Origin of the sequence: Tessaracoccus sp. MC1679 (genome assembly GCF_014164775.1) — a bacterium.
Classification (GTDB): Bacteria; Actinomycetota; Actinomycetes; order Propionibacteriales; family Propionibacteriaceae; genus Arachnia.
Genome location: NZ_JACJGB010000008.1, coordinates 90,988 through 111,588 on the forward strand (window position 1 = coordinate 90,988; position 20,601 = coordinate 111,588).

The 20,601-nt window shown below is 68.9% G+C and carries 17 protein-coding genes; 15 read left to right on the forward strand and 2 right to left on the reverse strand.

The window, feature by feature from the left end:
- Window positions 1-119: 119 nt before the first annotated feature.
- Window positions 120-1,169: a LacI family DNA-binding transcriptional regulator gene (locus H5398_RS13945; protein ID WP_182800423.1), complete on the reverse strand. Its 1,050-nt coding sequence runs from the start codon at window positions 1,167-1,169 to the stop codon at window positions 120-122.
- Window positions 1,170-1,322: 153 nt separating this feature from the next.
- On the opposite strand from H5398_RS13945, the gene H5398_RS13950 reads away from it, so the two are divergent.
- Genes H5398_RS13950 through H5398_RS13970 form a run of 5 tightly spaced genes read left to right on the forward strand, consistent with a single transcriptional unit; the run spans window position 1,323 to window position 8,089 of the window.
- Window positions 1,323-2,627, forward strand: coding sequence for an extracellular solute-binding protein (locus H5398_RS13950; protein WP_182800424.1), 1,305 nt, complete (start codon window positions 1,323-1,325; stop codon window positions 2,625-2,627).
- Between the two features lie 3 nt (window positions 2,628-2,630).
- Window positions 2,631-3,623, forward strand: coding sequence for a carbohydrate ABC transporter permease (locus tag H5398_RS13955; RefSeq protein WP_182800425.1), 993 nt, complete (start codon window positions 2,631-2,633; stop codon window positions 3,621-3,623).
- On the forward strand, window positions 3,620-4,486 hold the full coding sequence (locus tag H5398_RS13960) for a carbohydrate ABC transporter permease (protein ID WP_182800426.1): 867 nt from the start codon (window positions 3,620-3,622) through the stop codon (window positions 4,484-4,486). Before H5398_RS13955 ends, H5398_RS13960 begins: the two co-directional genes overlap by 4 nt.
- Window positions 4,487-4,508: 22 nt before the next feature.
- The gene (locus H5398_RS13965; RefSeq protein ID WP_255443754.1) at window positions 4,509-6,827 is read left to right on the forward strand and encodes a glycoside hydrolase family 3 protein; all 2,319 of its coding nucleotides are present in this window, start codon (window positions 4,509-4,511) and stop codon (window positions 6,825-6,827) included.
- 2 nt (window positions 6,828-6,829) lie between these two features.
- A complete protein-coding gene (locus H5398_RS13970) occupies window positions 6,830-8,089 on the forward strand; it encodes an endo-1,4-beta-xylanase (RefSeq protein WP_182800514.1) in 1,260 nt (419 codons plus the stop codon).
- Here H5398_RS13970 and H5398_RS13975 read toward each other — a convergent pair.
- Window positions 8,079-8,648, reverse strand: coding sequence for a gluconokinase (locus H5398_RS13975; protein ID WP_220489474.1), 570 nt, complete (start codon window positions 8,646-8,648; stop codon window positions 8,079-8,081). The genes H5398_RS13970 and H5398_RS13975 overlap by 11 nt on opposite strands.
- A gap of 121 nt (window positions 8,649-8,769) precedes the next feature.
- Here H5398_RS13975 and H5398_RS13980 point away from each other — a divergent pair, with 121 nt between their 5' ends.
- From H5398_RS13980 to H5398_RS14025, 10 genes are all read left to right on the forward strand, one after another.
- Window positions 8,770-9,471: a FadR/GntR family transcriptional regulator gene (locus tag H5398_RS13980; protein WP_182800429.1), complete on the forward strand. Its 702-nt coding sequence runs from the start codon at window positions 8,770-8,772 to the stop codon at window positions 9,469-9,471.
- Window positions 9,472-9,491: 20 nt separating this feature from the next.
- A complete protein-coding gene (locus tag H5398_RS13985) occupies window positions 9,492-11,420 on the forward strand; it encodes a glycosyltransferase (RefSeq protein WP_182800430.1) in 1,929 nt (642 codons plus the stop codon).
- A 70-nt stretch (window positions 11,421-11,490) separates the two neighbouring features.
- Window positions 11,491-12,468, forward strand: coding sequence for a serine hydrolase (locus H5398_RS13990; protein WP_182800431.1), 978 nt, complete (start codon window positions 11,491-11,493; stop codon window positions 12,466-12,468).
- A gap of 161 nt (window positions 12,469-12,629) precedes the next feature.
- Entirely contained in the window at window positions 12,630-13,562 is a 933-nt protein-coding gene (locus tag H5398_RS13995) for a TIM barrel protein (RefSeq protein WP_182800432.1), read from the forward strand.
- A gap of 20 nt (window positions 13,563-13,582) precedes the next feature.
- Window positions 13,583-14,587 carry a Gfo/Idh/MocA family protein gene (locus H5398_RS14000; protein WP_182800433.1) on the forward strand — a complete coding sequence of 335 codons (1,005 nt, stop codon included), beginning with the start codon at window positions 13,583-13,585 and terminating at the stop codon, window positions 14,585-14,587.
- A 93-nt stretch (window positions 14,588-14,680) separates the two neighbouring features.
- Window positions 14,681-15,550, forward strand: a complete 870-nt coding sequence (locus H5398_RS14005; RefSeq protein WP_182800434.1) for a sugar phosphate isomerase/epimerase — start codon at window positions 14,681-14,683, stop codon at window positions 15,548-15,550.
- A 128-nt stretch (window positions 15,551-15,678) separates the two neighbouring features.
- Complete coding sequence (locus H5398_RS14010) at window positions 15,679-16,704, forward strand: sugar ABC transporter substrate-binding protein (protein WP_220489476.1); 1,026 nt, start codon at window positions 15,679-15,681, stop codon at window positions 16,702-16,704.
- A 63-nt stretch (window positions 16,705-16,767) separates the two neighbouring features.
- On the forward strand, window positions 16,768-18,267 hold the full coding sequence (locus tag H5398_RS14015) for a sugar ABC transporter ATP-binding protein (protein WP_182800435.1): 1,500 nt from the start codon (window positions 16,768-16,770) through the stop codon (window positions 18,265-18,267).
- 17 nt (window positions 18,268-18,284) lie between these two features.
- The gene (locus H5398_RS14020) at window positions 18,285-19,280 is read left to right on the forward strand and encodes an ABC transporter permease (protein WP_182800436.1); all 996 of its coding nucleotides are present in this window, start codon (window positions 18,285-18,287) and stop codon (window positions 19,278-19,280) included.
- 72 nt (window positions 19,281-19,352) lie between these two features.
- A complete protein-coding gene (locus H5398_RS14025; protein WP_182800437.1) occupies window positions 19,353-19,958 on the forward strand; it encodes a histidine phosphatase family protein in 606 nt (201 codons plus the stop codon).
- Window positions 19,959-20,601: the final 643 nt, after the last annotated feature.

Consider the following 20,601-nt stretch of genomic DNA (forward strand, 5'->3'; position numbering starts at 1 on the left):
GGCCCGCAATCATGAGCCTATCCCTCGCCCGACCGACAGGTGGTTCCTTCCACCCGTGCGACGGCGTCTCCGGGAAGCTGACAGGTCGCGTTCAGCGGGGGCGGCCGCTGCGCGGCGCCTCAGACATCGATGGGGTGGACGGGGGCCGTGGAGTGGCGGATCACCAAGCGGGTGGCAAGCCGCACGTGCCCGGACTCGACCGGGCGCCCCGCGGCGATGTCCAACAGCCGACGAACGGCGGCCGCGCCCATCCGGTGCAGCGGCTGGTGCACCGTCGTCAGGCCCGGCACGGCGAGCCCGGCCAGGATGGTGTCGTCGAACCCCACGACACTCAACTCCCCCGGCACCTGGATCCCGAGCTGCCGCGCAGCCTCGCAGACCCCCATCGCGGCCGGGTCGCAGGGGGCGAAGATTGCGGTGGGCCGCTCTTCAGCCGGCCGCGACAGTAAAATCCGCCCGGCCTCCAACCCCAGCTCGTGGGTGTAGCCGCCCTCGACCACCAGCGAGGAATCCAGCGTGAGACCGCCCATGTGGAGGGCCGAGACGTAACCCTGCATCCGCTCGGTGGCGGGCACCGATTCGGGCGGGCCCTGAATGAAGCCGATGCGACGGTGCCCCAGGCCGATCAGGTGCTGCGTGGCCTCCACACCGCCGTTCCAGTTGGTGGCGCCGATGCTCATCACGTTCGACGGCAGGGCGTTGGCCGGGTCGATGGCCACCAGAGGCAGCGCCAGGTCGCGCAGCTTGGCGAGCTGATGCTCGGAAAGCCGGGCGGTCAGGACGATCACCCCGAGGTACCCCTTGGCCTTGAGCAGCTCCAACCAGGCGTCATCCAGCGGGACGGGGGCCCCCGCAGTCGACTCCCCCGGGACGTAGAACGTACCGAGCGCCACCCCCTCGGCCATCGCGGTGGAGATGGCGCCCTTGAGGATCTCGAGGGTGTAGGTGGTGGTGAGGTCGTCCGCCACGAGCGCGATCTGCGGGTACGGCGACGACTCCCCGCCCACGGGCTGGTACCCCAGGTCCTCCACGGCAGCCAGCACCTTGGCCCTGGTGGCGCCGGACACTCCGCCTCGGTCGTTGAGCGCCTTCGAGGCCGTGGCGGTGGATACGCCCGCACGCAGCGCGACGTCCTGCAGCCGCACCGCCTTCACTCCCTTGCCCGCCATGGAGGTCATCCTAGCGAAAGTTTCGCCCGTGGGTCACAACACGGCACCGATCTTTGGTCGCTCTTGCGAACTAAATACCTTTGTGCCTATGATCAGTCTTGTTAGTCAAGGTTTCGCGAAACTTTTCGCGGTCACACTTTCGGAGGATCAACGATGACCCACAAGCTTCCCAAGATCGCGGCACTCGTCGCGAGCGCGGCGCTGGCCCTGACCGCCTGCGGCGGCTCCACCGAGGGGACCACCTCGTCAGACCCCGCCTCCGGCGGCGACGACGTGGCGCTCACCTGGTGGCACAACTCCAACACCGGCGCCGGCAAGGACTACTACGACCAGGTGGCCGCGGACTTCGAGGCCGCCAACCCCGGCGTGACCATCACCGTCGAGGCGATGCAGCACGAGGATATGGGCACCAAGATCGAGGCCGCATGGCAGAGCGGCGACATGCCCGACATCTACATGGAGCGCGGCGGCGGCGAGCTGGCCGACAAGGTTGAGGCCGGCCTGGTCAAGGACCTCTCCGAGGCCGCGTCCGAGACCATCGACAAGCTGGGCGGCGCCGTCAACGGCTGGCAGGTGGACGGCAAGACCTACGCGCTGCCCTTCTCGCTGGGCGTGGTGGGCTTCTGGTACAACACCGAACTGTTCGAAGAGGCCGGCATCACCGAGGCTCCCACCACGATGGACGATCTCTACGACGCCATCGACAAGCTCAAGGCCGCCGGGATCGATCCGATCTCCGTGGGTGCAGGCGACAAGTGGCCGGCCGCCCACTACTGGTACTACTTCGCTCTCCGCCAGTGCTCGCAGGACGTGCTGTCCGGCGCGGTGACCAGCCTCGACTTCTCCGACGAGTGCTTCGTGCGCGCCGGCGAGGATCTCGAGAAGCTCGTCGCGGCCGAGCCGTTCAACCCCGGCTTCCTCACCACCCCCGCCCAGTCCGGCCCCACCAGCGCCTCCGGCCTCCTGGCCACGCGGAAGGTCGCCATGGAACTGGCGGGCCACTGGGAGCCGGGCGTGATGCAGGGACTGACCGAGGACGAGCAGGGCCTCGGCGAGGCCACCGGCTGGTTCGCGTTCCCTGAGGTCGACGGAGGCGAGGGCGACCAGAGCGCCGCGCTCGGCGGCGGCGACGCCTGGGGTGTCCCTGCCGACGCCCCCGACGAGGCCGTCGAGTTCGTCGAGTACCTCCTGTCCGACGAGATCCAGAAGGGCTTCGCCGAGCTGGACATGGGCCTGCCCACCAACCCCACCGCGTCCGAGTACGTGGCTGACCCGGCGCTGGCCCAGCTGCTCAAGGTCCGCGACGCGGCCGGCTACGTGCAGCTCTACTTCGACACCGCCTTCGGCACCTCCATCGGCGGCGCCATGAACGACGAGATCGCCCTGGTCTTCGCCGGTCAGGCCTCCGCGCAGGACGTCGTCGATGCCACCCAGGCGGCCGCGGACGCGGAGAAGTAATCCATGACCGCCACCTCGACGCAGGCGGCGGCGCTCCGGGACAACGGGGAGGGCGGGCGCGGCCAGCGCCCGCTCTCCCCCGTCAGGAAGCGGCCCGTCAACTGGAGGATGGGCCTGGAGATAGCCGTCTTCGTGCTGCCCGCCCTTGTGCTGTTCTTCATGTTCGTCGTGTGGCCCATGCTGCGCGCCGTCCAGTTCTCCGTCTACCGCTGGAAGGGCTTCGGCCCCCTGACCGACTTCGTCGGCCTCCGCAACTACGTCTCCGTGCTGACCAACGACGTGTTCCTCGGTGCGCTCGGGCACAACCTGTTCATCGTGGTGGCCTCCATCGCGATCCAGCTCCCGCTCGGGATCGCCATCGCGCTGCTGCTCAACCGCAAGATGCGGTTCCAGGGGCTGCTGCGCACCGTCGTGTTCGTGCCCTACATCCTGGCCGAGGTCATCGCCGGCGTGGTCTGGTTCCAGCTGCTCCAGCCCCGCTACGGCGTGATCGACTCCATCCTCGCCGGCCTCGGCATCCAAGGCCCCGAGCAGGGCTTCCTCGGCACCCCCGAGATCGCGCTGTGGACCGTGATGGTGGTGCTCACCTGGAAGTACCTCGGGTTCGCCATCCTGCTGTTCCTCGCAGGCCTCCAGGGCGTCCCCCAGGAGCTCGACGAGGCGGCCCAGATCGACGGTGCCTCGTGGTGGCAGACCCAGCGCTACATCACCATCCCGCTGCTCGGCCCCACCCTGCGCACGTGGGCGTTCCTGTCCATGGTGGGCTCGCTGCAGCTGTTCGACATGGTCTGGATCCTCACCGGCGGCGGACCCGCCAACGCCACCACCACCATGGCCACCTTCCTCATCCAGGAAGGCACCCGCCGCAACTACGGCATCGCCGGTGCCGCGTCGGTGGTCCTGTTCGTCGTCGCCCTCACCATGGCGCTGCTCTACCAGCGCTTCATCCTCAGCCGCGACACCGCCGAGAACGACAAGCGAAAGGTACGCCGATGACCGCCACCGCAGCCGCCCCGGCCGCCACCGGGACCCCGCGCCGTCGACGCATGAGCGTCAACCCGCTGGTCTACCTCGTCGCGCTCATCGTGGCCGCCTTCTCGCTCGGCCCGGTGCTCTACTCGGTGCTCGGCGGCTTCCGCAGCAACGCACAGCTCGCCGAGAGCCCAGCCGGGTTCCCCGACCCGTGGATCTGGAGCAACTACGCCGGGGTGCTTAGCAACCCGAGCTTCTGGCGCTACGGGCTCAACTCGCTGGTGGTGGCGCTGCTGACCACCGCGCTCGTCGTCGTCTTCGGCCTCATGGCCGCCTACCCACTCTCGCGCTACCACTTCCCCGGCCGCGAGAAGATCTACATGATCTTCGTGCTCGGCCTGCTGTTCCCCGCCACCGTGGCCGTGATCCCGCTGTTCATCATCATCAGCAAGGATCTGGGCATGAGCAACACGTGGTGGGGCGTCGCGCTCCCCCAGGCGGCGTTCGCACTCCCGATGACCATCGTCATCCTGCGCCCCTTCCTCCAGGCCATCCCGGCCGAGCTCGAGGAGGCCGCGGCCATCGACGGCGCCAGCCGGCTCAGCATCTTCACCCGCATCATGGTGCCGCTCTCCGGAGCCGGCCTCGTGACGGTGGGCGTGCTCGCCTTCGTCGGCTCCTGGAACGCGTACCTGCTCCCGCTCCTCCTGCTGCAGGGCGACATGCGCACCCTGCCGTTGGGCGTGGCCGACTTCTCCACCGAACACTCCTCCGACACCGCTGGCGTGTTCGCCTTCACCACCCTCTCCATGATCCCTGCCATGGTGTTCTTCCTCACCATGCAGCGCCGCATCGTCGGCGGCCTCCAGGGCGCGGTCAAGGGCTGACCCCACAGAAATGACTCTCTCCATGACCTGGACCGACCCCACCCTCCCCCTCGACGAACGCCTCGACGCGCTCATGTCCGAGATGTCCCTGGCGGACCTCGCCCACCAGCTCGGCTCCTACTGGCTCCCCGGCCAGTCCGAGGCCCCGGCCCCGGATCCCGATCAGCACGGCGGCACCCACGACGTGGCCCCCATGGAGAGCGAGTTCACGCAGGAACTGCGCCCCTGGGAGGATGCCGTCGACGGCGGCCTCGGGCACCTCACCCGCGTCTACGGCACCGACCCGGTCACCGTGGCCGACGGCGTCGCCAAGCTGCGCCGGCTCCAGGCGGACGTGGTGGCCGGCAACGCCTTCGGGATCCCCGCCGTCGCGCACGAGGAATGCCTGACCGGCTTCACCGCGCTGGGGGCCACCGTCTACCCGGCCTCCATCGCGTGGGGCGCCACCTGGCGGCCCGAGCTGATCGAGGAGATGGCCGCGGCCATCGGCTCCGATCTGGCCGCCGTCGGCATCCAGCAGGGGTTGTCCCCGCTGCTCGACGTAGTGCGCGACTACCGCTGGGGCCGCGTAGAGGAGACCTGCGGCGAGGACCCCTACCTGGTGGGCAGCCTGGGGACCGCCTACGTGAAGGGCCTGCAGTCGGCCGGGGTGGTGGCCACGCCGAAGCACTTCGTCGGCTACTCGGCCGGGCGCGCCGGGCGCAACCATGCGCCGGTCTCGATGGGCCGTCGCGAACTCGAGGACGTCATGCTGCCGCCCTTCGAGATGGCCGTCCGCCTCGGCGGGGCGCGCTCCATCATGAACTCCTATTGCGACGTCGACGGCCAGCCCGCCGCGGCGTCCGCCGAGTTGCTCACCGGGGTGCTGCGGGACCGCTGGGGCTTCGAGGGCACCGTCGTGTCCGACTACTGGAGCATCGCGTTCCTCACCCGGATGCACCGCATCGCCCCCGACGACGCCACCGCCGCCGCCCTCGCGCTGCGGGCCGGGCTGGACATCGAGCTTCCCTCCACCGGCGCCTACTGGGCCATCGAGGAGGCGATCTCGCGCGGGATGCTCAGCGAGGACGACGTGCGCCGCTCGGCCCGCCGCGTGCTGCGGCAAAAGCTGGAGCTCGGGCTCCTCGACGAGGGGTGGGAGCCCGCCGTCGACCCGACGGTGGACCTGGACTCGGCCCGCAACCGCGGCGTGGCGCGCCGCATGGCGGAGGAGTCGATCGTCCTGCTCTCGAACGACGGCGTGCTGCCGCTGGCGGCCGGGCTCCGGGTGGCCGTCGTGGGCCCGACCTGGGCCGACGTGCGCAGCTTCATGGGCTGCTACTCCTTCCCCAACCACGTGCTGGCCAAGACCGGCGCAGAGACCGGCATCCCCATCCGCGGTCTCGACGAGGCCCTGACGGCCGCCCTGGGCCCGATCACTTTCGCGCCGGGCACCGGATTCATGGACGGCACCGACGAGGACCTCGCGGCCGCCGTCGAGGCCGCTGCCGCCGCGGAGGTGGCGGTGCTGACGGTGGGCGACATCGCCGGCATGTTCGGCGAGGGCACCTCCGGCGAGGGCTGCGACGCCGTAGACCTCCGGCTCCCCGGCCGGCAGGGTGAGCTGGTGGAGGCGGTGCTGGCCACCGGCACCCCGACCGTCCTGGTGCTGGTCACCGGCCGGCCGTACGCCGTCGGCGAGTACGCGGACCGCTGCGCGGCGATGGTCCAGGCGTTCATGCCGGGCGTCGAGGGCGCCGATGCGGTCGCCGGCGTGCTGACCGGGGCGATCAACCCGTCGGGGCGTCTCCCCATCGGGCTGCCCGCGCACCACGGCGGCCAACCGGGCACCTACCTCGCCGCACCCCTGGCGTGGTTCTCCAACGGCATCTCCAACCTGGACCCCATCCCGCGGTTCCCGTTCGGGCACGGCCTCGGCTACACCAGCTTCGACTACTCGGAGCAGGCGGTGTCTTCGCCGACGATGCCCGTTGACGGCGCCGTCGAGGTCTCAGTGACGGTGACCAACACCGGCGAGCGCGACGGCGCCGAGGTGGTGCAGCTGTACCTGAGCGATCCGTGGGCGGAGGTGGTGCGTCCACTGAAGCAGCTGATCGGCTTCCGCAAGGTGGACCTGGCCGCCGGCGCGTCGGCGCGGGTCACGTTCGAGGTGCATGCGGACCGGCTGTCGTTCACCGGCGTCGGCCTGGAGCGGATCGTCGAGCCGGGCGAGGTGCAGCTCTCCCTCGGCCGATCCTCGGAGGACCGGCTGCCCGCGCTGGCCGTCGAGGTCACCGGGGAGCGTCGCGTCGTCGGCGAGGGTCGCGTCCTGGACACCCCCACTCGGGTGGTCGTGTCGTGACGATGGTCGCGGCGGGGGCGGACCCGGCGCTCTACGGACACCGGATGGGATCAGCCCGGCTGTCACTCGGCGACGGCGCCGCCGGGCGGCCGGTGACCGTCCGGCAGACCCGGCACGGGTTCGGGTTCGGCAACATCGGGTTCGACCTCATCGGCCTCGCCAACGGCGAGGAGGAGGCGCCGTCGACGGGGTTCGGGCAGGCACCGTCGGCGATGGCCGAGGGCTTGGCCGCGCAGTGGCTGGAACTGTTCAACACGGTCACGCTCCCCTTCTACTGGCGCACCTTCGAGCCCGCGGAGGGGCACCCGGACACCCGTCGGCTCCAGGCCGCCGCCCGCTGGTTCCGCGAGCGCGGGGTGACGGTGAAGGGGCACCCGCTGGTCTGGCACACCCTGGCGCCGGAGTGGTTGCTGGGGCGGCCGAACGACGAGGTGCGCAGGCGGATCGAGGCGCGGGTCACCCGCGAGGTGACCGACTTCGCCGGCCTGGTGGACCAGTGGGACGCCATCAACGAGGTGGTGATCCTGCCGGACTTCACCGCAGAGGACAACGCGGTGACTGCGCTGGCCCGCGAGCTCGGCCGGGTGGAGATGGTGCGGCTGGCCTTCGAGACCGCACGCAACGCCGACCCATCGGTGCGTCTGGTGCTCAACGACTTCAACATGTCGGCCCGCTACGAGGCGCTGATCGAGGAGGTCCTCGCCGCGGGGATCCGCCTGGACGCCATCGGGCTGCAGAGCCACATGCACCAGGGCTACTGGGGCGAGGAACGCACGCTGGAGGTGCTCAGCCGGTTCGGCCGGTTCGGCCTGCCGCTGCAGTTCACCGAGACCAGCCTGGTCTCCGGCGAGATCATGCCGGCGGAGATCGTCGACCTCAACGACTACCAGGTCCCGTCCTGGCCCTCCACCGTCGACGGCGAGGCGAGGCAGGCCGACGAGGTGTCGCGGCACTACCGCACGCTCGTGGAACACCGCTCGGTGGAGGCCATCACCTACTGGGGCATCACCGACGCGGGCGCCTGGCTGGGCGCGCCGATCGGGCTGATCCGTGCCGACGGCACCCCCAAGCCGTCCTTCGAGGCGCTGCGCGGCCTCATCCGCGGCGAGTGGTGGGTACCGGAGACCAGCGTGGTCGCGGATGAGCGGGGCGAGGTCGCCGTCGAGGGCTTCGCGGGAGACTACGAGGCTGTCGTCGACGGCCGGGGCACGGCGTTCAATGTCGCGGCGGGCTCCGAAACCGGCGTAGATCTCAGCCGCTGAGGCGGGCGCCGAAGCGTTCGACGAGGACCGCCGCGAGGTCCTCGACGACCTGACGCGGATCGCCCACGTTGATCGCCTCGATGCCCACCTCGCCCTCCCCGAGCGCCTCGAGCACGGCGCGCTGGGAGCCCAGCATCACGGGTTTCATGAAGTGCCCCTCCCGAGCAAGCAATCGCTCCAGGTTCACGTCCTCCGGCAGGACGAGGTGGACGAAGAAGACGTCCCCGTCGGCCTCGCGCAGCACGTCGCGGTAGTCCGCGCGAAGGGCCGAGCACGCCACCACAGACGAGCGGCCCGCCGCCTCCTGCTCGGACATCCAATCCCTCAGGGAGGCCAGCCACGGCCAACGGTCCTCGTCGGTCAGCGGCTGGCCCGCGCCCATCTTGACGCGATTGGCCTCGCTGTGGAAATCGTCGCCCTCCCCGAACGGTAGCCCCAGACGATCGGCCAGGCCCCGGCCGATGGTGGTCTTGCCGGTGCCCGCGGCGCCCAGCACGACCACGTGCACGGGCCGGTTCGCGTCGATGTGCCCCGCAGGGCCTTGACCGCTGTGATCCACTGGACAGCCCTCCTCATGCGCTTGGCCGCGTCGCCTCAATGATACTACCATTGCACAGTGCCGACGGGGGTTGCAAATCCGGACCCCACCCCTGGGCTTCACGACCACTACCCTGGGGCCCATGTCCAGCCCCCGCGCCGCCCTTTCCCACTCGGTCATGGACACCGTCGGTGTGGAGATCGTCAGCGGTCAGCTCGCCCCCGGCGAGGGCTTCACCCTGCAGGATCTGACGGAGCGCTTCGGTGTCTCGCGCACCGTCGCCCGCGAAACCATGCGGGCGCTGGAGGAGCTGTCGCTGGTGGCCGCGAGTCCGCGGATCGGCATCACCGTCCTCCCCGCCGGGCAGTGGAAGGTATTCAGCCCCCGCGTCATCGAGTGGCGGCTCCAGTCGGGTCAGCACGACGCCCAACTGCGCTCGCTCACCGAGCTCCGCGCCGCCGTCGAGCCCGCCGCCGCGCACCACGCCGCCCTACGCGCCACCCCGGGAGAGCGCGTCCGGTTCACCGAGCTGGCCGCCATCCTGCGACGGCTGGGCGAGTCCGGCCAGGGCCACCTGGAGGAGTTCCTGAACGCGGACATCGAGTTCCACACCCTGCTCCTGCGGGCCTCCGGAAACGAGATGTTCGCCGCGCTGGGCGAGACCATCGGGGAGGTCCTCGTGGGCCGCACGCACCTCGGGCTCCAGCCTGCCCATCCCGAGTCCGACGTCCTCGACCGCCACGACGCGATGGCCCGAGCCATCGTCGACGGGGACGCGGTGACGGCGGAGTCACACGCCCGGGCACTGGTCCACGAGGTCAGCGACGCGCTCGCCCATCTTTGAGGAGGTAGTAGCGTCACACCATGCGCGTCGCCTTCATCTCGCTCCACACCTCCCCCGCCGAGCGGGCCGGCACGGCGGACGCCGGGGGCATGAACGTCCTCATCCGGGCGCTGGCCACGGCTCTGCAGCAGGCCGGGGCGCACGTGGAGTTCTTCACCCGACGCTCGTCAGCCGATCAGCCCGCGACCGCCACCCTCGACGACGGCCTCATCGTCCACCACGTCACCGCCGGCCCGGCCACTCCGCTGCCGAAGAGCCAGATCGACGCCCACATCGACGAATTCCGCGACAACCTGGGCTCGCTGGACCGCTTCGACCTCGTGCACTCCCATCACTGGATGTCTGGCGTGGCAGCGATCCCGCTTGCCCGCGAGGCGGGTATCCCCCACCTCATGACGTTCCACTCGGTGGCGGCACATCCGAACTCCCCCCTCCGCGACGGCGAACCCCCGGAGTCCCCCGCGCGCCTCGACGGCGAGGTGTACTGCGCCACGCAGTCGGACCTCATCCTGGCGGTGTCGCGGCATGAGGCCGCCGTCGTCATCGGCCGCTGCCAGGCGGACCCTGAGCAGGTGATGATCGTGCGCCCAGGCGTCGACACCGAGCTGTTCCACCCGGCCGACCCTGGCGAGGTGTGGGTGCCCGCGCCCGGCGTCGACCCGGGCTACGTGCTGTTCGCCGCACGGCTCCAGCCGCTGAAGGCACCGGACGTGGCCATCACGGCCCTCAGCCTGCTGCCCGCCGACGAGCGCCCCAGCCTGGTGGTGGTCGGCCAGGTGTCTGCGGACTTCGCGGACTACGAGGCCGAGCTGCACCGCCTGGTGAAGGAGCGCGGCCTCTCGGACAAGGTGACGTTCCTGCCCGGCCAGGACCGCGAGTCGTTCGCGCAGGTCATGCGGCACGCCTCCGTGATGCTGGTGCCGTCCCACTCCGAGACCTTCGGCCTGGTGGCGTTGGAGGCCTCGTCGTCGGGCATCCCGACGCTCGCCGCCGCCGCGGGCGGGCTCACCGAGGCGATCTGCAACGGGCACACCGGGGTGCTGGTGCCCACGCACGACCCACAGGACTGGGCCGACGCGCTGCAACTCCTCCTCCGGGACCCCGAGCGGCGCGCACTGATGGGCGCAACCGCCCGCGAACGCGCCGAAACGATGACCTGGGCCCACGTCGCGGACCGCACGCTCCAGGCCTACCGTCGCGCCATCGCCAACGGCGCCGTCAAGCACGTCACCTTCATCCACGCCCACCCCGACGACGAGACCCTGGCCTCCGGCGCGCTCATCGCGCACCTGGTGGACGAAGGGCTGAAGGTCTCGGTGCTGACGTGCACCCGCGGGGAGATGGGCGCGGTGGTCCCCGGTCCGCTCTCCTACCTCGAGGGCACGCCGGCGCTGGAGCAGCGGCGCGAAGCCGAACTCGCGGGGGCGCTGGACTCGCTGGGCGTCCACGCCCACGCCTACCTGGGGATGCCACCGGCCCGCGCCACCGACGAGCCGCGCCGCTACCTCGACTCGGGCATGCAGTGGATCTCCGAGGGCGTCGCGGGTCCTGGCGAGGAGGCCGACGAGCGGTCGCTCACCTCAGCGGACGAGGAGGAGGCGACCGCGGACATCGCCGCCTTCCTACGCAAGATGAGCACGGACCTGGTGGTCAGCTACGACGATGACGGCGGCTACGGCCACCCGGACCACGTGCGCACCCACCACCTCAGCAAGGCCGCCGCTGAGGAGATCGGGATTCCGTTCGCCGCGCTGACCACGGATCGGGAGGTCGCGGCGAGGTGGTTCGACCTCGAGGGCTACCGCCCACGTATCGCGAAGGCGCTGCGGCATCACCGCACCCAACTGACGGTCCACGACGACGACCGCACCATCACCCACAGCGGGGGCCAGCCCGACACCATCGTGACGTCGACGGGCCTGCGGGGAGACGTCCCCCACCTGCCCTGAGAGGGCTCATCGCGCCACTACGATGGCGAGCAGGCAAGCGCTGTCCCTTCCACTGCAACGAGGCGAACCAATGACGACCACCTCCCGCTCCCCCGACCTTGACGCCGCCTTCGACTACGTCTCCAGCCTCGTCCGCGACGGCGCCCTCCCCACCGCCGTGCTAGGCGTCGCCACCCGCGAGGGCATCGTGGCCCTGGAATCGTTCGGGCGCACCGGCACCCGCGAGGCGCGGACGGGCGACCACTACCGGCTGTTCTCCATCACCAAGCCCCTCGTCGGCCTCCTCGCCGCTCGCGAGCTGGAGCGGGGAACGCTCTCCCTCGACACCCCCCTGACCGACGCGCTCCCGGGGTTCGGCGCGGGCCGCGACGACGTCGTCCGCCTCCGCCACCTCGCCTCGCACACCTCCGGCATCACCGAGCCCGAGCTGGACGACCGGCGCCCCCTCCGCGAGGCCCTCGAGACAGCCGGCCGCGACACCCCCGTCGGCACCCGGCGCCGCTACTCGTCGCTCGCGTTCGAGGGCATCGCGGCGCTGATCGAGCACGCCGGCGGCGCAACCTGGGAGTCCGGGCTCAGCACCCTCAACGACGAGCTCGGGACCAGCTTCACCCTCGACGAGGCCTCGGACCCGCCGCCCGTCCTCGGGCTCGGAGCCTTCGACATGGCCACATTCGCCGCCCAGCACCACCCCGGCGCGGGCGTCATCGCCCGGGCGGAGGACCTGCTCAGGGTGGCCGTCTCGCTCCTACGGGGCGACGGCGCCGTCGTGCGCCCCGAGACCCTGGACCTGATGCGACGCCCCCTCACCGTCGGCATTCCTGTCCACGAACCGCTCCCGCAGGACGACGGCGACGAGTACGGCTTCACTGTCAAGCTCCCCGGATGGGGCGCGACCGACGGCGTGTTCGGCCACGCCGGCTGGTCCGGCACCGAGTTCTGGATCAACCCGGCGGCGGGTGTGGCGTGGACGCTGATGACCAACCGACCCGAGCGGCCCGGTTTCGAGGTCTCCACCATGGAACGCCTCGTGACGCGGGCCGACTAGTCCTCAGGGCGCGCCCCAGCGCGTCGTTCAATGTGCGGACAACTGAACCCGTCGCGCTCATCATCACCCTTGCAAAGTCTTGACCGACCCCCTATTGACAGTACAAAGCGAAGGATCTAGGCTGAGGCCAGCTCAAGGATGAGCAACCCGAAAGGATGACGATGGCTGTCGACAAGAGCCGGAACACTGACCCCCGTTACTCCAAGCTGACCGTCGGAGTCTGCCCCGACCAGTGGGGAGTCTGGTTCCCCGAGCACCCGGACCAGATCCCGTGGGAGAAGGCACTCGACGAGATGGCCGAGGCCGGCTTCTCCGTGATGGAGACCGGGCCGTTCGGCTACTTCCCCACCGACCCCAAGCGCCTCATGGACGAGATGGGCAAGCGCGGCTTCCGCGTCGTCGCCGGCACCGCGTGGGGCATCCTCCACAAGGAGGAGGCCTGGGCCGAGACAGAGAAGACCTTCCGCGCCGTGGGCGAGACCCACGCCGCCGTCGGCGCCGAGTACGTGGTGCACCTGCCCCCGATGTTCCGCGACGAGATCACCGGTGACTTCACCGACGACCGCCACCTCGACGGCGCCGCGTGGGACCTCTATATCAACAACGCGAACCGACTCGGGCGCATGATGAAGGAGGACTACGGCCTCAAGATGGTGCTGCACCCCCACGGCGACTCGCACATCGAGACCCGCGAGGACATCGACCGCATCTTCCAGGCCACGGATCCCGAGTACGTCGGCTTCTGCCTGGACACCGGCCACATCGTCTACGGCATGGCAGACAACATCGCGCTCATCAAGGACTACCCGGAGCGCATCAGCTACGTGCACATCAAGGCCATGGACCCCAAGTTGGTCAAGCAGGCCCACGACGAGGACTGGCCGTTCGTGAAGGCCGTCAAGGCCGGCTGCTCCGTTGCCCCGCCGGAGGGCGAGCCCGACATGCCGACCCTGGTCGAGGCCCTCGCGGACCTCAACAAGGAGCTCTACGTCATCACGGAGCAGGACATGTTCGGCTGCGATCCCGGCTACCCGCTCCCCAACGCCATCAAGACCCGCGAGTTCCTGGCCTCCTGCGGCCTCGGCCTCCTCTGATCCGCGAAAGACTGACTCACATGACCCTTCGTATTGGAATGATCGGCCCCGGCGGCATGGGCAAGGCTCACATCGAGCGCATCCACACCGTCATCTCCGGCGGCCGCGTGGTTGCCGTCAGCGACGTCAACCCGGACAACGCCGCCGCGGTGGCCGAGCAGATCGGCGGGACGGCCTTCGCCACCAGCGCCGAGCTGATTGCCTCGCCCGAGGTGGACGCCATCATGATCGCCAGCTACGGCCCGGCCCACAAGCCCGACGTGATCGCGGCCATCAAGGCCGGCAAGTACGTGTTCTGCGAGAAGCCCCTCGCTCCCACGGCGGCCGAGTGCGTCGAGATCATGGACGCCGAGCAGGAGGCCGGCAAGAAGCTGGTCACCGTCGGCTTCATGCGCCGCTTCGACGCCTCGTACCGCGAGATGAAGAAGATCCTCGACGACGGCGAGGTGGGCGAGGCACTCATGGTGCACAACGCGCACCGCAACCCCACCGTGCCCGAGATGTACACCTGGGACATGGCCATCAACGACACCGCCATCCACGAGATCGACACCATGCGCTGGCTGCTCGGCGAGGAGTTCGTCTCTGCCCGCGTGGACAAGCCGAAGAAGACCTCGCTGCGCTTCGAGCACCTGCAGGATCCCCTGGTGCTGATCCTCACCACCGAGTCCGGCGTCCGCGTCGACGACGAGGTGTTCGTCAACTGCCAGTACGGCTACGACATCCAGTGCGAGCTGGTGGCGGAGCAGGGCATCGTCCGCCTGGGCGACCAGGAACTGGTGCACCGCGCCGACAAGCTCGGGCGCCACAATCGGCTCACCATGGACCACAACCAGCGCTTCGGCCAGGCCTTCGTCACCGAGGTCCAGGAGTGGATCACTGCGGCGTCGGCGGATCGCCACACGGGCTCCAGCTCCTGGGACGGCTACGCCGCCGCGGTGGTGTGCGACGCCGGCGTCAAGGCACTGACGGAGGACGGCGAAGTGCCGATCTCCATGATCGAGCGTCCCGCCCTCTACGCGTGACCCGACGGGCGCCCGCTCCCGGGCGGGCGCCCTCACCCCGTCTCCCCTCCCTTTCCCCGCTCCACCACCGCCCAGCACGCCAAGGAAGCCGTCATGGTCAAGATCCTGCTCGACCCATCCATGTACCACCCCCACCTCACCGTCGCCCAGGAGTGCGAGAAGGCCGCCGACCTCGGCTACGGCTACATCGAACTGTCTCCGCGCGCCGACTTCCACGAATGGCACCACTACCCCAAGGTCGACAACGCCGAGATCGCGCGCGTCAAGAAGGCGATGAAGGCCACCGGCGTCAAGATCGAGACCTTCAACCCCGTCTTCAACTGGTCCTCCCCTGACGAGCAGGAGCGCCAGGCACAGGTGCGCAACTGGCGCCGACTCCTAGAGATCGCCGAGGAACTCGAAGTGCCGATGATGGCCACCGAGTTCTCAGGAGATCCCAACCGGGCGCTCACGAGCGAGCACCAGTTCTACCGCTCCATCGAGGAGCTGGCCCCGGACTTCGAGAAGCGTGGCATCGAGTGCGTCGTCGAGGCCCACCCGTACGACTTTGTTGAGACAAACGACCGGGCCGTCCAGGTGGTGCGCGGGGTCAACAAGGACTGGTTCAACTACCAGTTCTGCCTCCCCCACCTCTTCCACCTGTCGTCGGGAAAGAGCAACCCGCGCGAGCTGATGGAGTACGCCGGAGACCGCCTCCGGCACATCCACATCGGCGACGTGTGGAACCATCTGGCAAACGTCGGCAACCGCTACATCATCAACCCCCCGGGCGTTGACGCACGTATTCACCAGCACAATGAGATCGGCAACGGAGAGGTCCCCTGGGACGAGGTCTTCGGGTACCTGCGCGAGATCGAGTACGACGCCCGCCTGTCCGTGTGCGTCTTCGGCTGGGAGGAGGACGCGGACGCCATCCACGTCCGGATGCGGGAGCGCCTCGAGGCCGAGTTCACAACGAACTGATAACATCTGAAATCTTTGTCTTGACATACAGTTCTTTGTCAGGTCATCATAGCGGTGTTGCAACGATGCGACACTCCCTCCCTGCGGAGTCACCAGACACCGCAACCACCCTCGGAAGAGAGACTGCAATGAAGCAAGGAATCAAGCTCGTCGGCCTGTTGGCCGCCGGCGCCCTCGCCTTGAGTGCATGCGGCACCACCGCCAGCACCCCCTCAACCACCGCCGCCGAAGGATCCGACGCCCCCTCGTCGGCGCCCCTCGAGACCGTGGCCTTCGAGCCCGGCGAGGTGGTCAAGCCCGCCGACGGCGAGGTCATCAAGATCGGCGTCACGTTCCCGATCCTGGATCAGTTCCTGCAAACCGTCGCCGACGGCATCGAGGCCCGCGCCAAGGAGGCCGGCGTCGAGGTGACCATCGTGGCCGCCCAGGAGAAGGCCGACGTCCAGCTGGGCCAGGTGGAGAACTTCATCTCGCAGGGCCTCGACGGCATCATCATCATCCCCGTCGACACCGACGCGGCCGGCCCCATGACCGAGAAGGCCATGGACGCCGAGATCCCGCTCGTCTACGTCAACCGTCGCCCATCCGACCTGCCCGCGGGCGTGCCCTACGTCGGGTCGAACTCCCTGGTGGCCGGCCAGCTTCAGATGGAGGCACTCGCTGAGCTCGCCGACGGCAAGGGCAAGGTGGGCATCCTCATCGGCGACCCCGCCAACGAGGCCGCGCGTGACCGCACCGAAGGCTGCAAGCAGGTCCTCGAGGACTACCCGGAGATGGAGCTCCTGCGCGAGCAGGCCGGCAACTGGTACCGCGAAGAGGGCCTGGCCATCACCGAGAACTGGATCCAGTCCGGCGACGAGATCGACATCATCTGCGCCAACAACGACGAGATGGCCCTCGGCGCCATCCAGGCCCTGAAGAACGCTGACAAGCTCGACGACGTGATCGTGGGTGGCGTGGACGCCACCGCCGACGCACTGGCGGCGATGAAGGCCGGCGAGCTCGAGGTGACGGTGTTCCAGGACGCAGCCGGCCAGGGCGCTGGTGGAGTGGACTCCATCATCAACCTGTACAACGGCGAAGATGTCGCCGGCGTCATCGACGTGCCCTACCAGCTCGTCACCCCTGACAACATGGCCGACTTCGAGAAGTGACGGACCCAGGGGGCCGGGTGCGATGATCGCCCCGGCCCTCTGCTTCGGCAGGGAGGATAGGAAATGCAAGAGGTAATTCTGCGGATGCGCGACATCCGCAAGACGTTCCCCGGCGTGGTGGCCTTGGACGGCGTACAGCTGGACGTGCGAAGCGGCACGGTCCACTCGCTCATGGGGGAGAACGGCGCTGGCAAGTCCACGCTCATGAAGTGCCTGATCGGCATGTACACCCCCGACGCTGGCACCGTCGAACTCGCCGGTGACATGGTCAGCTTCAAGGACACCAAGGACGGCCTCGAGCACGGCATCTCCATGATCCACCAGGAGCTATCCCCCGTGCCGGAGATGATGGTGGCCGAGAACATCTGGCTCGGCCGTGAGCAGCGCGGCAAGTTCGGGCTGCTGGACCCCAAGCTGATCATCCGCAAGACCCAGGAACTCTTCGACGAGTGGGACATGAAGATCGACCCACGCGCCAAGATGAAGGACCTCACGGTGGCCCGCCAGCAGATGGTGGAGATCGCCAAGGCCATCAGCTACGACGCCAAGATCATCATCATGGACGAGCCCACCTCCGCCATCCCCGAGCGGGAGGTGGACCACCTGCACAGGATGATCAAGCGGCTCACCGACTTCGGCGTGGCCATCGTCTACATCACCCACAAGATGGACGAGGTCTTCAAGATCTCCGACGACATCACGGTGTTCCGCGACGGCAAGCACGTCGTCTCCCTCCCGGCGAAGGAGCTGGACCGCAACAAGCTGATCCAGCTGATGGTGGGCCGCGAGCTCACCAGCATGTTCCCCAAGCTGGAGGCCGAGATCGGCGAGGTGGTCCTGTCGGTCCGCAACCTCAACCGGGGTCGGTTCGTCCAGAACGTCAGCTTCGAGGTGCGCCGCGGCGAGATCCTCGGCTTCGCCGGGCTCATGGGCGCGGGCCGCACGGAGGTGCTCGAGACCATCTTCGGGATCGAACCCGCTGACAGCGGCGAGATCTTCGTCGAGGGCAAGCAACTCAAGGTCCGCGAGCCGAAGGACGCCATCGCGGCCGGCATCGGCATGCTGACGGAGGACCGCAAGCACAACGGCATCATGGGCGTGCTGTCGGTCCGCGACAACATCACCATCGCAGCGCTCCCGAAGTACTCCCCCAAGGGCTTCCTCAACATGGCCCAGATCCGCAAGGACAGCGAGGCCCAGCGCCAGGCGTTGCGCATCAAGACCCCCTCGCTCGAGCAGCTGATCAAGAACCTCTCCGGCGGCAACCAGCAGAAGGCGCTCATCTCGCGCTGGCTGCTCACCGTCCCTGAGATCCTCATGATCGACGAGCCCACCCGAGGAATCGATGTGGGCGCCAAGAGCGAAATCCACCGCCTCATGTCCCAACTCGCACAGCAGGGCAAGGCCATCATCATGGTCTCGTCCGAGCTGCCCGAGGTCCTCGGGATGAGCGATCGCGTCATCGTCATGCACGAAGGCCGCATCTCCGGTGAGCTCTCCCGTGCGGAGGCCAACCAGGAGTCCATCATGCAACTCGCCACCGGCGGCACCGCGGCCGCGTAGGAAGGAACCAACTACTCATGTCTGACACCACTGTCGAGGCCAAACCGAAGTTCAACGCGACGGCGGCCATCAAGAAATACGCCATCCTCCTGATCCTCATCGGGTTCATGGTGATCCTCGCCATCGTCACCGGGGGAACGTTCCTGAGGTCACAGAACCTCATCAACGTCGTCGTCCAGGTGGCCCCCATCGGCATCGTCGCCCTCGGCATGATGTTCGCCATCATCACCAAGGGCATCGACCTGTCGGTGGGCTCCACCGTCGCCCTGGTGGCCGTCGTCTCGGCCAGCCTCGCCCAGGTCCAGAGCGACACCGCGATGTTCCCCGGCCTCCCCCCGATGCCGATCTTCGTCTCGATCATCGTGGGCCTGCTCGTCGGCGCCATCGTGGGCGCCATCGTCGGCACCCTCGTCGCCTACTTCCGCATCCCGCCGTTCGTGGCAACACTGGGCATGATGACCGCCGCTCGTGGTCTGGCGAACATCTACACCGGCGGACGCCCCGTCTCCAACCTGGCGGACGGATTCAACTGGCTGGGCCAGGGCGCCATCCTCGGCATCCCGGTGCCGATGATCATCTTCCTCCTGGTGGCCGTGGTCATCTGGGTGGTCCTCAACCGGACCCGCTTCGGCCGGCACACCTACGCCATCGGCGGCAATGAGCAGGCGGCCCGCGTCTCGGGCATCAGCATCGGCAAGGTGCAGTTCCTCATCTACACCCTGATCGGCCTGCTGGCCGGTCTCGCCGGCATGATCCTCGCCGCCCGCATCGGCTCCGGCCAGCCCACCCTGGGCGTCATGCTGGAGCTCGACGCCATCACGGCCGCAGTCATCGGCGGCGTGTCCTTCAACGGTGGCATCGGCGTGGTGTGGGGCGTCGTCGTGGGCGCGCTGATCATCGGCGTCATCAACAACGGCCTGGATCTCATGAACGTCTCCCCGTTCATGCAGATGGTCGTCAAGGGCGCCATCATCGTCGTCGCAGTCATCATCGACGAGCGCAAGAACCGCTAGTCAAGACAGCAGTTGCAGGGGCGGGGCCGGTGCGGCTCCGCCCCTGTGGCATGCCCCCGGTACGGTGGACCCATGCGCCTGATCCTGATCCGTCACGGGGAAACCGAGAGCAACGTCAACCGCCAGCTCGACACCGCCCACCCGGGTGCGCCGCTCAACGAGAACGGGCTGACGCAGGCCCAGGCGCTCGTCGAGGCCATCGCGCACGAACAGATCGAGGCCCTGTACGCCTCCACCCTGACGCGCGCGCAGCAGACGGCCGCGCCGTTGGCGGAGGCCAGGGAGCTGGAGCTCATCATCGCTGACGGGATCCAGGAGATCGCCGCCGGGATCGAGGAGATGAACACGGACTGGAGCGTGTACGTGGGCATGCTCAATTCGTGGGCTCCGCACAACCTCGACGTGGGGCTGGAGGGCGGAGAGACGGCGCGCCAGTTCCTCACGCGGTTCACCAACGCGGTCGCGGCCATGGAGCAGGCGGGCGACGAGGTGGTCGCGCTGGTCAGCCACGGCGCCGCGCTGCGGGTCTGGGCGATCTCGCAGGACCCGTCGATCGGGGTCGAGAACGCACAGCCGCTGCACAACACTCAGTGGATCGTGCTCAACGGGTCGACCACCGACGGGTGGAGGATCGAGCAGTGGGGTGACTACGTCACCTCCACCGACGACACGGACTGACCCTGACACGAGGCCCGTGCGGCCCTTGTCCCCCGTTGGTTGAGCCGCGCCAAGCCGCGAAGCGGCGCAACGCGCGTCGAAACCGACCCGCGCCCGGTGCAGGGGAGCCCTGACTCCCCGACGCTGGTTGAGCCGCGCCAAGCCGCGACTTCTTCCGCTGGGTGAGCCAGCCGCGGCGCGTAGCGCCCGCTGCTGCGTCGAGGCCTCCAGCGCCCGGTGCAGCGAGCCCTGACACGACGCCCGGGCGGCCGTTGTCCACATTCTCCCTGCTGATCGCGGCAGAATCCTTGGCTGGGTAGACGAGGCCGCCCGGGCCTCGTCTCACTGCTCCCTGCACTCGATTCCCTATGGCGTGGTCACTTCCGGGCGTGCGCCGTCAGGGCGGCCCTGGTGACAGTCTGCCCTGGCGGGACGCCAGTCCGGCGATCCCCGACCTGGGCTTCCCGACGCAGAGCCGCCCTGCCGTCCCCCACCCTCGCATTCACGTCCCGTCCCGTGCCGCGACTGGCGCGGTCGCCTGACTGTCACCTCTGGTGCCGTAGCCGACACTGTAGGTGGCACTTCTGATGCCGTAGTCGACCCCAGAAGTGACGGTTAGAGAGTCCACCCGATCAGGTGTCGCGACACCGCCCCAGCTGGATGG

What these genes read in the sequence shown, in the direction of transcription:
- H5398_RS13945 (WP_182800423.1), bottom strand. Translation starts at nt 1,169, where the DNA reads ATGGCGGGCAAGGGAGTGAAGGCGGTGCGGCTGCAGGACGTCGCGCTG.
- H5398_RS13950 (WP_182800424.1), top strand. Translation starts at nt 1,323, where the DNA reads ATGACCCACAAGCTTCCCAAGATCGCGGCACTCGTCGCGAGCGCGGCG.
- H5398_RS13955 (WP_182800425.1), top strand. Translation starts at nt 2,631, where the DNA reads ATGACCGCCACCTCGACGCAGGCGGCGGCGCTCCGGGACAACGGGGAG.
- H5398_RS13960 (WP_182800426.1), top strand. Translation starts at nt 3,620, where the DNA reads ATGACCGCCACCGCAGCCGCCCCGGCCGCCACCGGGACCCCGCGCCGT.
- H5398_RS13965 (WP_255443754.1), top strand. Translation starts at nt 4,509, where the DNA reads ATGACCTGGACCGACCCCACCCTCCCCCTCGACGAACGCCTCGACGCG.
- H5398_RS13970 (WP_182800514.1), top strand. Translation starts at nt 6,830, where the DNA reads ATGGTCGCGGCGGGGGCGGACCCGGCGCTCTACGGACACCGGATGGGA.
- H5398_RS13980 (WP_182800429.1), top strand. Translation starts at nt 8,770, where the DNA reads ATGTCCAGCCCCCGCGCCGCCCTTTCCCACTCGGTCATGGACACCGTC.
- H5398_RS13985 (WP_182800430.1), top strand. Translation starts at nt 9,492, where the DNA reads ATGCGCGTCGCCTTCATCTCGCTCCACACCTCCCCCGCCGAGCGGGCC.
- H5398_RS13990 (WP_182800431.1), top strand. Translation starts at nt 11,491, where the DNA reads ATGACGACCACCTCCCGCTCCCCCGACCTTGACGCCGCCTTCGACTAC.
- H5398_RS13995 (WP_182800432.1), top strand. Translation starts at nt 12,630, where the DNA reads ATGGCTGTCGACAAGAGCCGGAACACTGACCCCCGTTACTCCAAGCTG.
- H5398_RS14000 (WP_182800433.1), top strand. Translation starts at nt 13,583, where the DNA reads ATGACCCTTCGTATTGGAATGATCGGCCCCGGCGGCATGGGCAAGGCT.
- H5398_RS14005 (WP_182800434.1), top strand. Translation starts at nt 14,681, where the DNA reads ATGGTCAAGATCCTGCTCGACCCATCCATGTACCACCCCCACCTCACC.
- H5398_RS14010 (WP_220489476.1), top strand. Translation starts at nt 15,679, where the DNA reads ATGAAGCAAGGAATCAAGCTCGTCGGCCTGTTGGCCGCCGGCGCCCTC.
- H5398_RS14015 (WP_182800435.1), top strand. Translation starts at nt 16,768, where the DNA reads ATGCAAGAGGTAATTCTGCGGATGCGCGACATCCGCAAGACGTTCCCC.
- H5398_RS14020 (WP_182800436.1), top strand. Translation starts at nt 18,285, where the DNA reads ATGTCTGACACCACTGTCGAGGCCAAACCGAAGTTCAACGCGACGGCG.
- H5398_RS14025 (WP_182800437.1), top strand. Translation starts at nt 19,353, where the DNA reads ATGCGCCTGATCCTGATCCGTCACGGGGAAACCGAGAGCAACGTCAAC.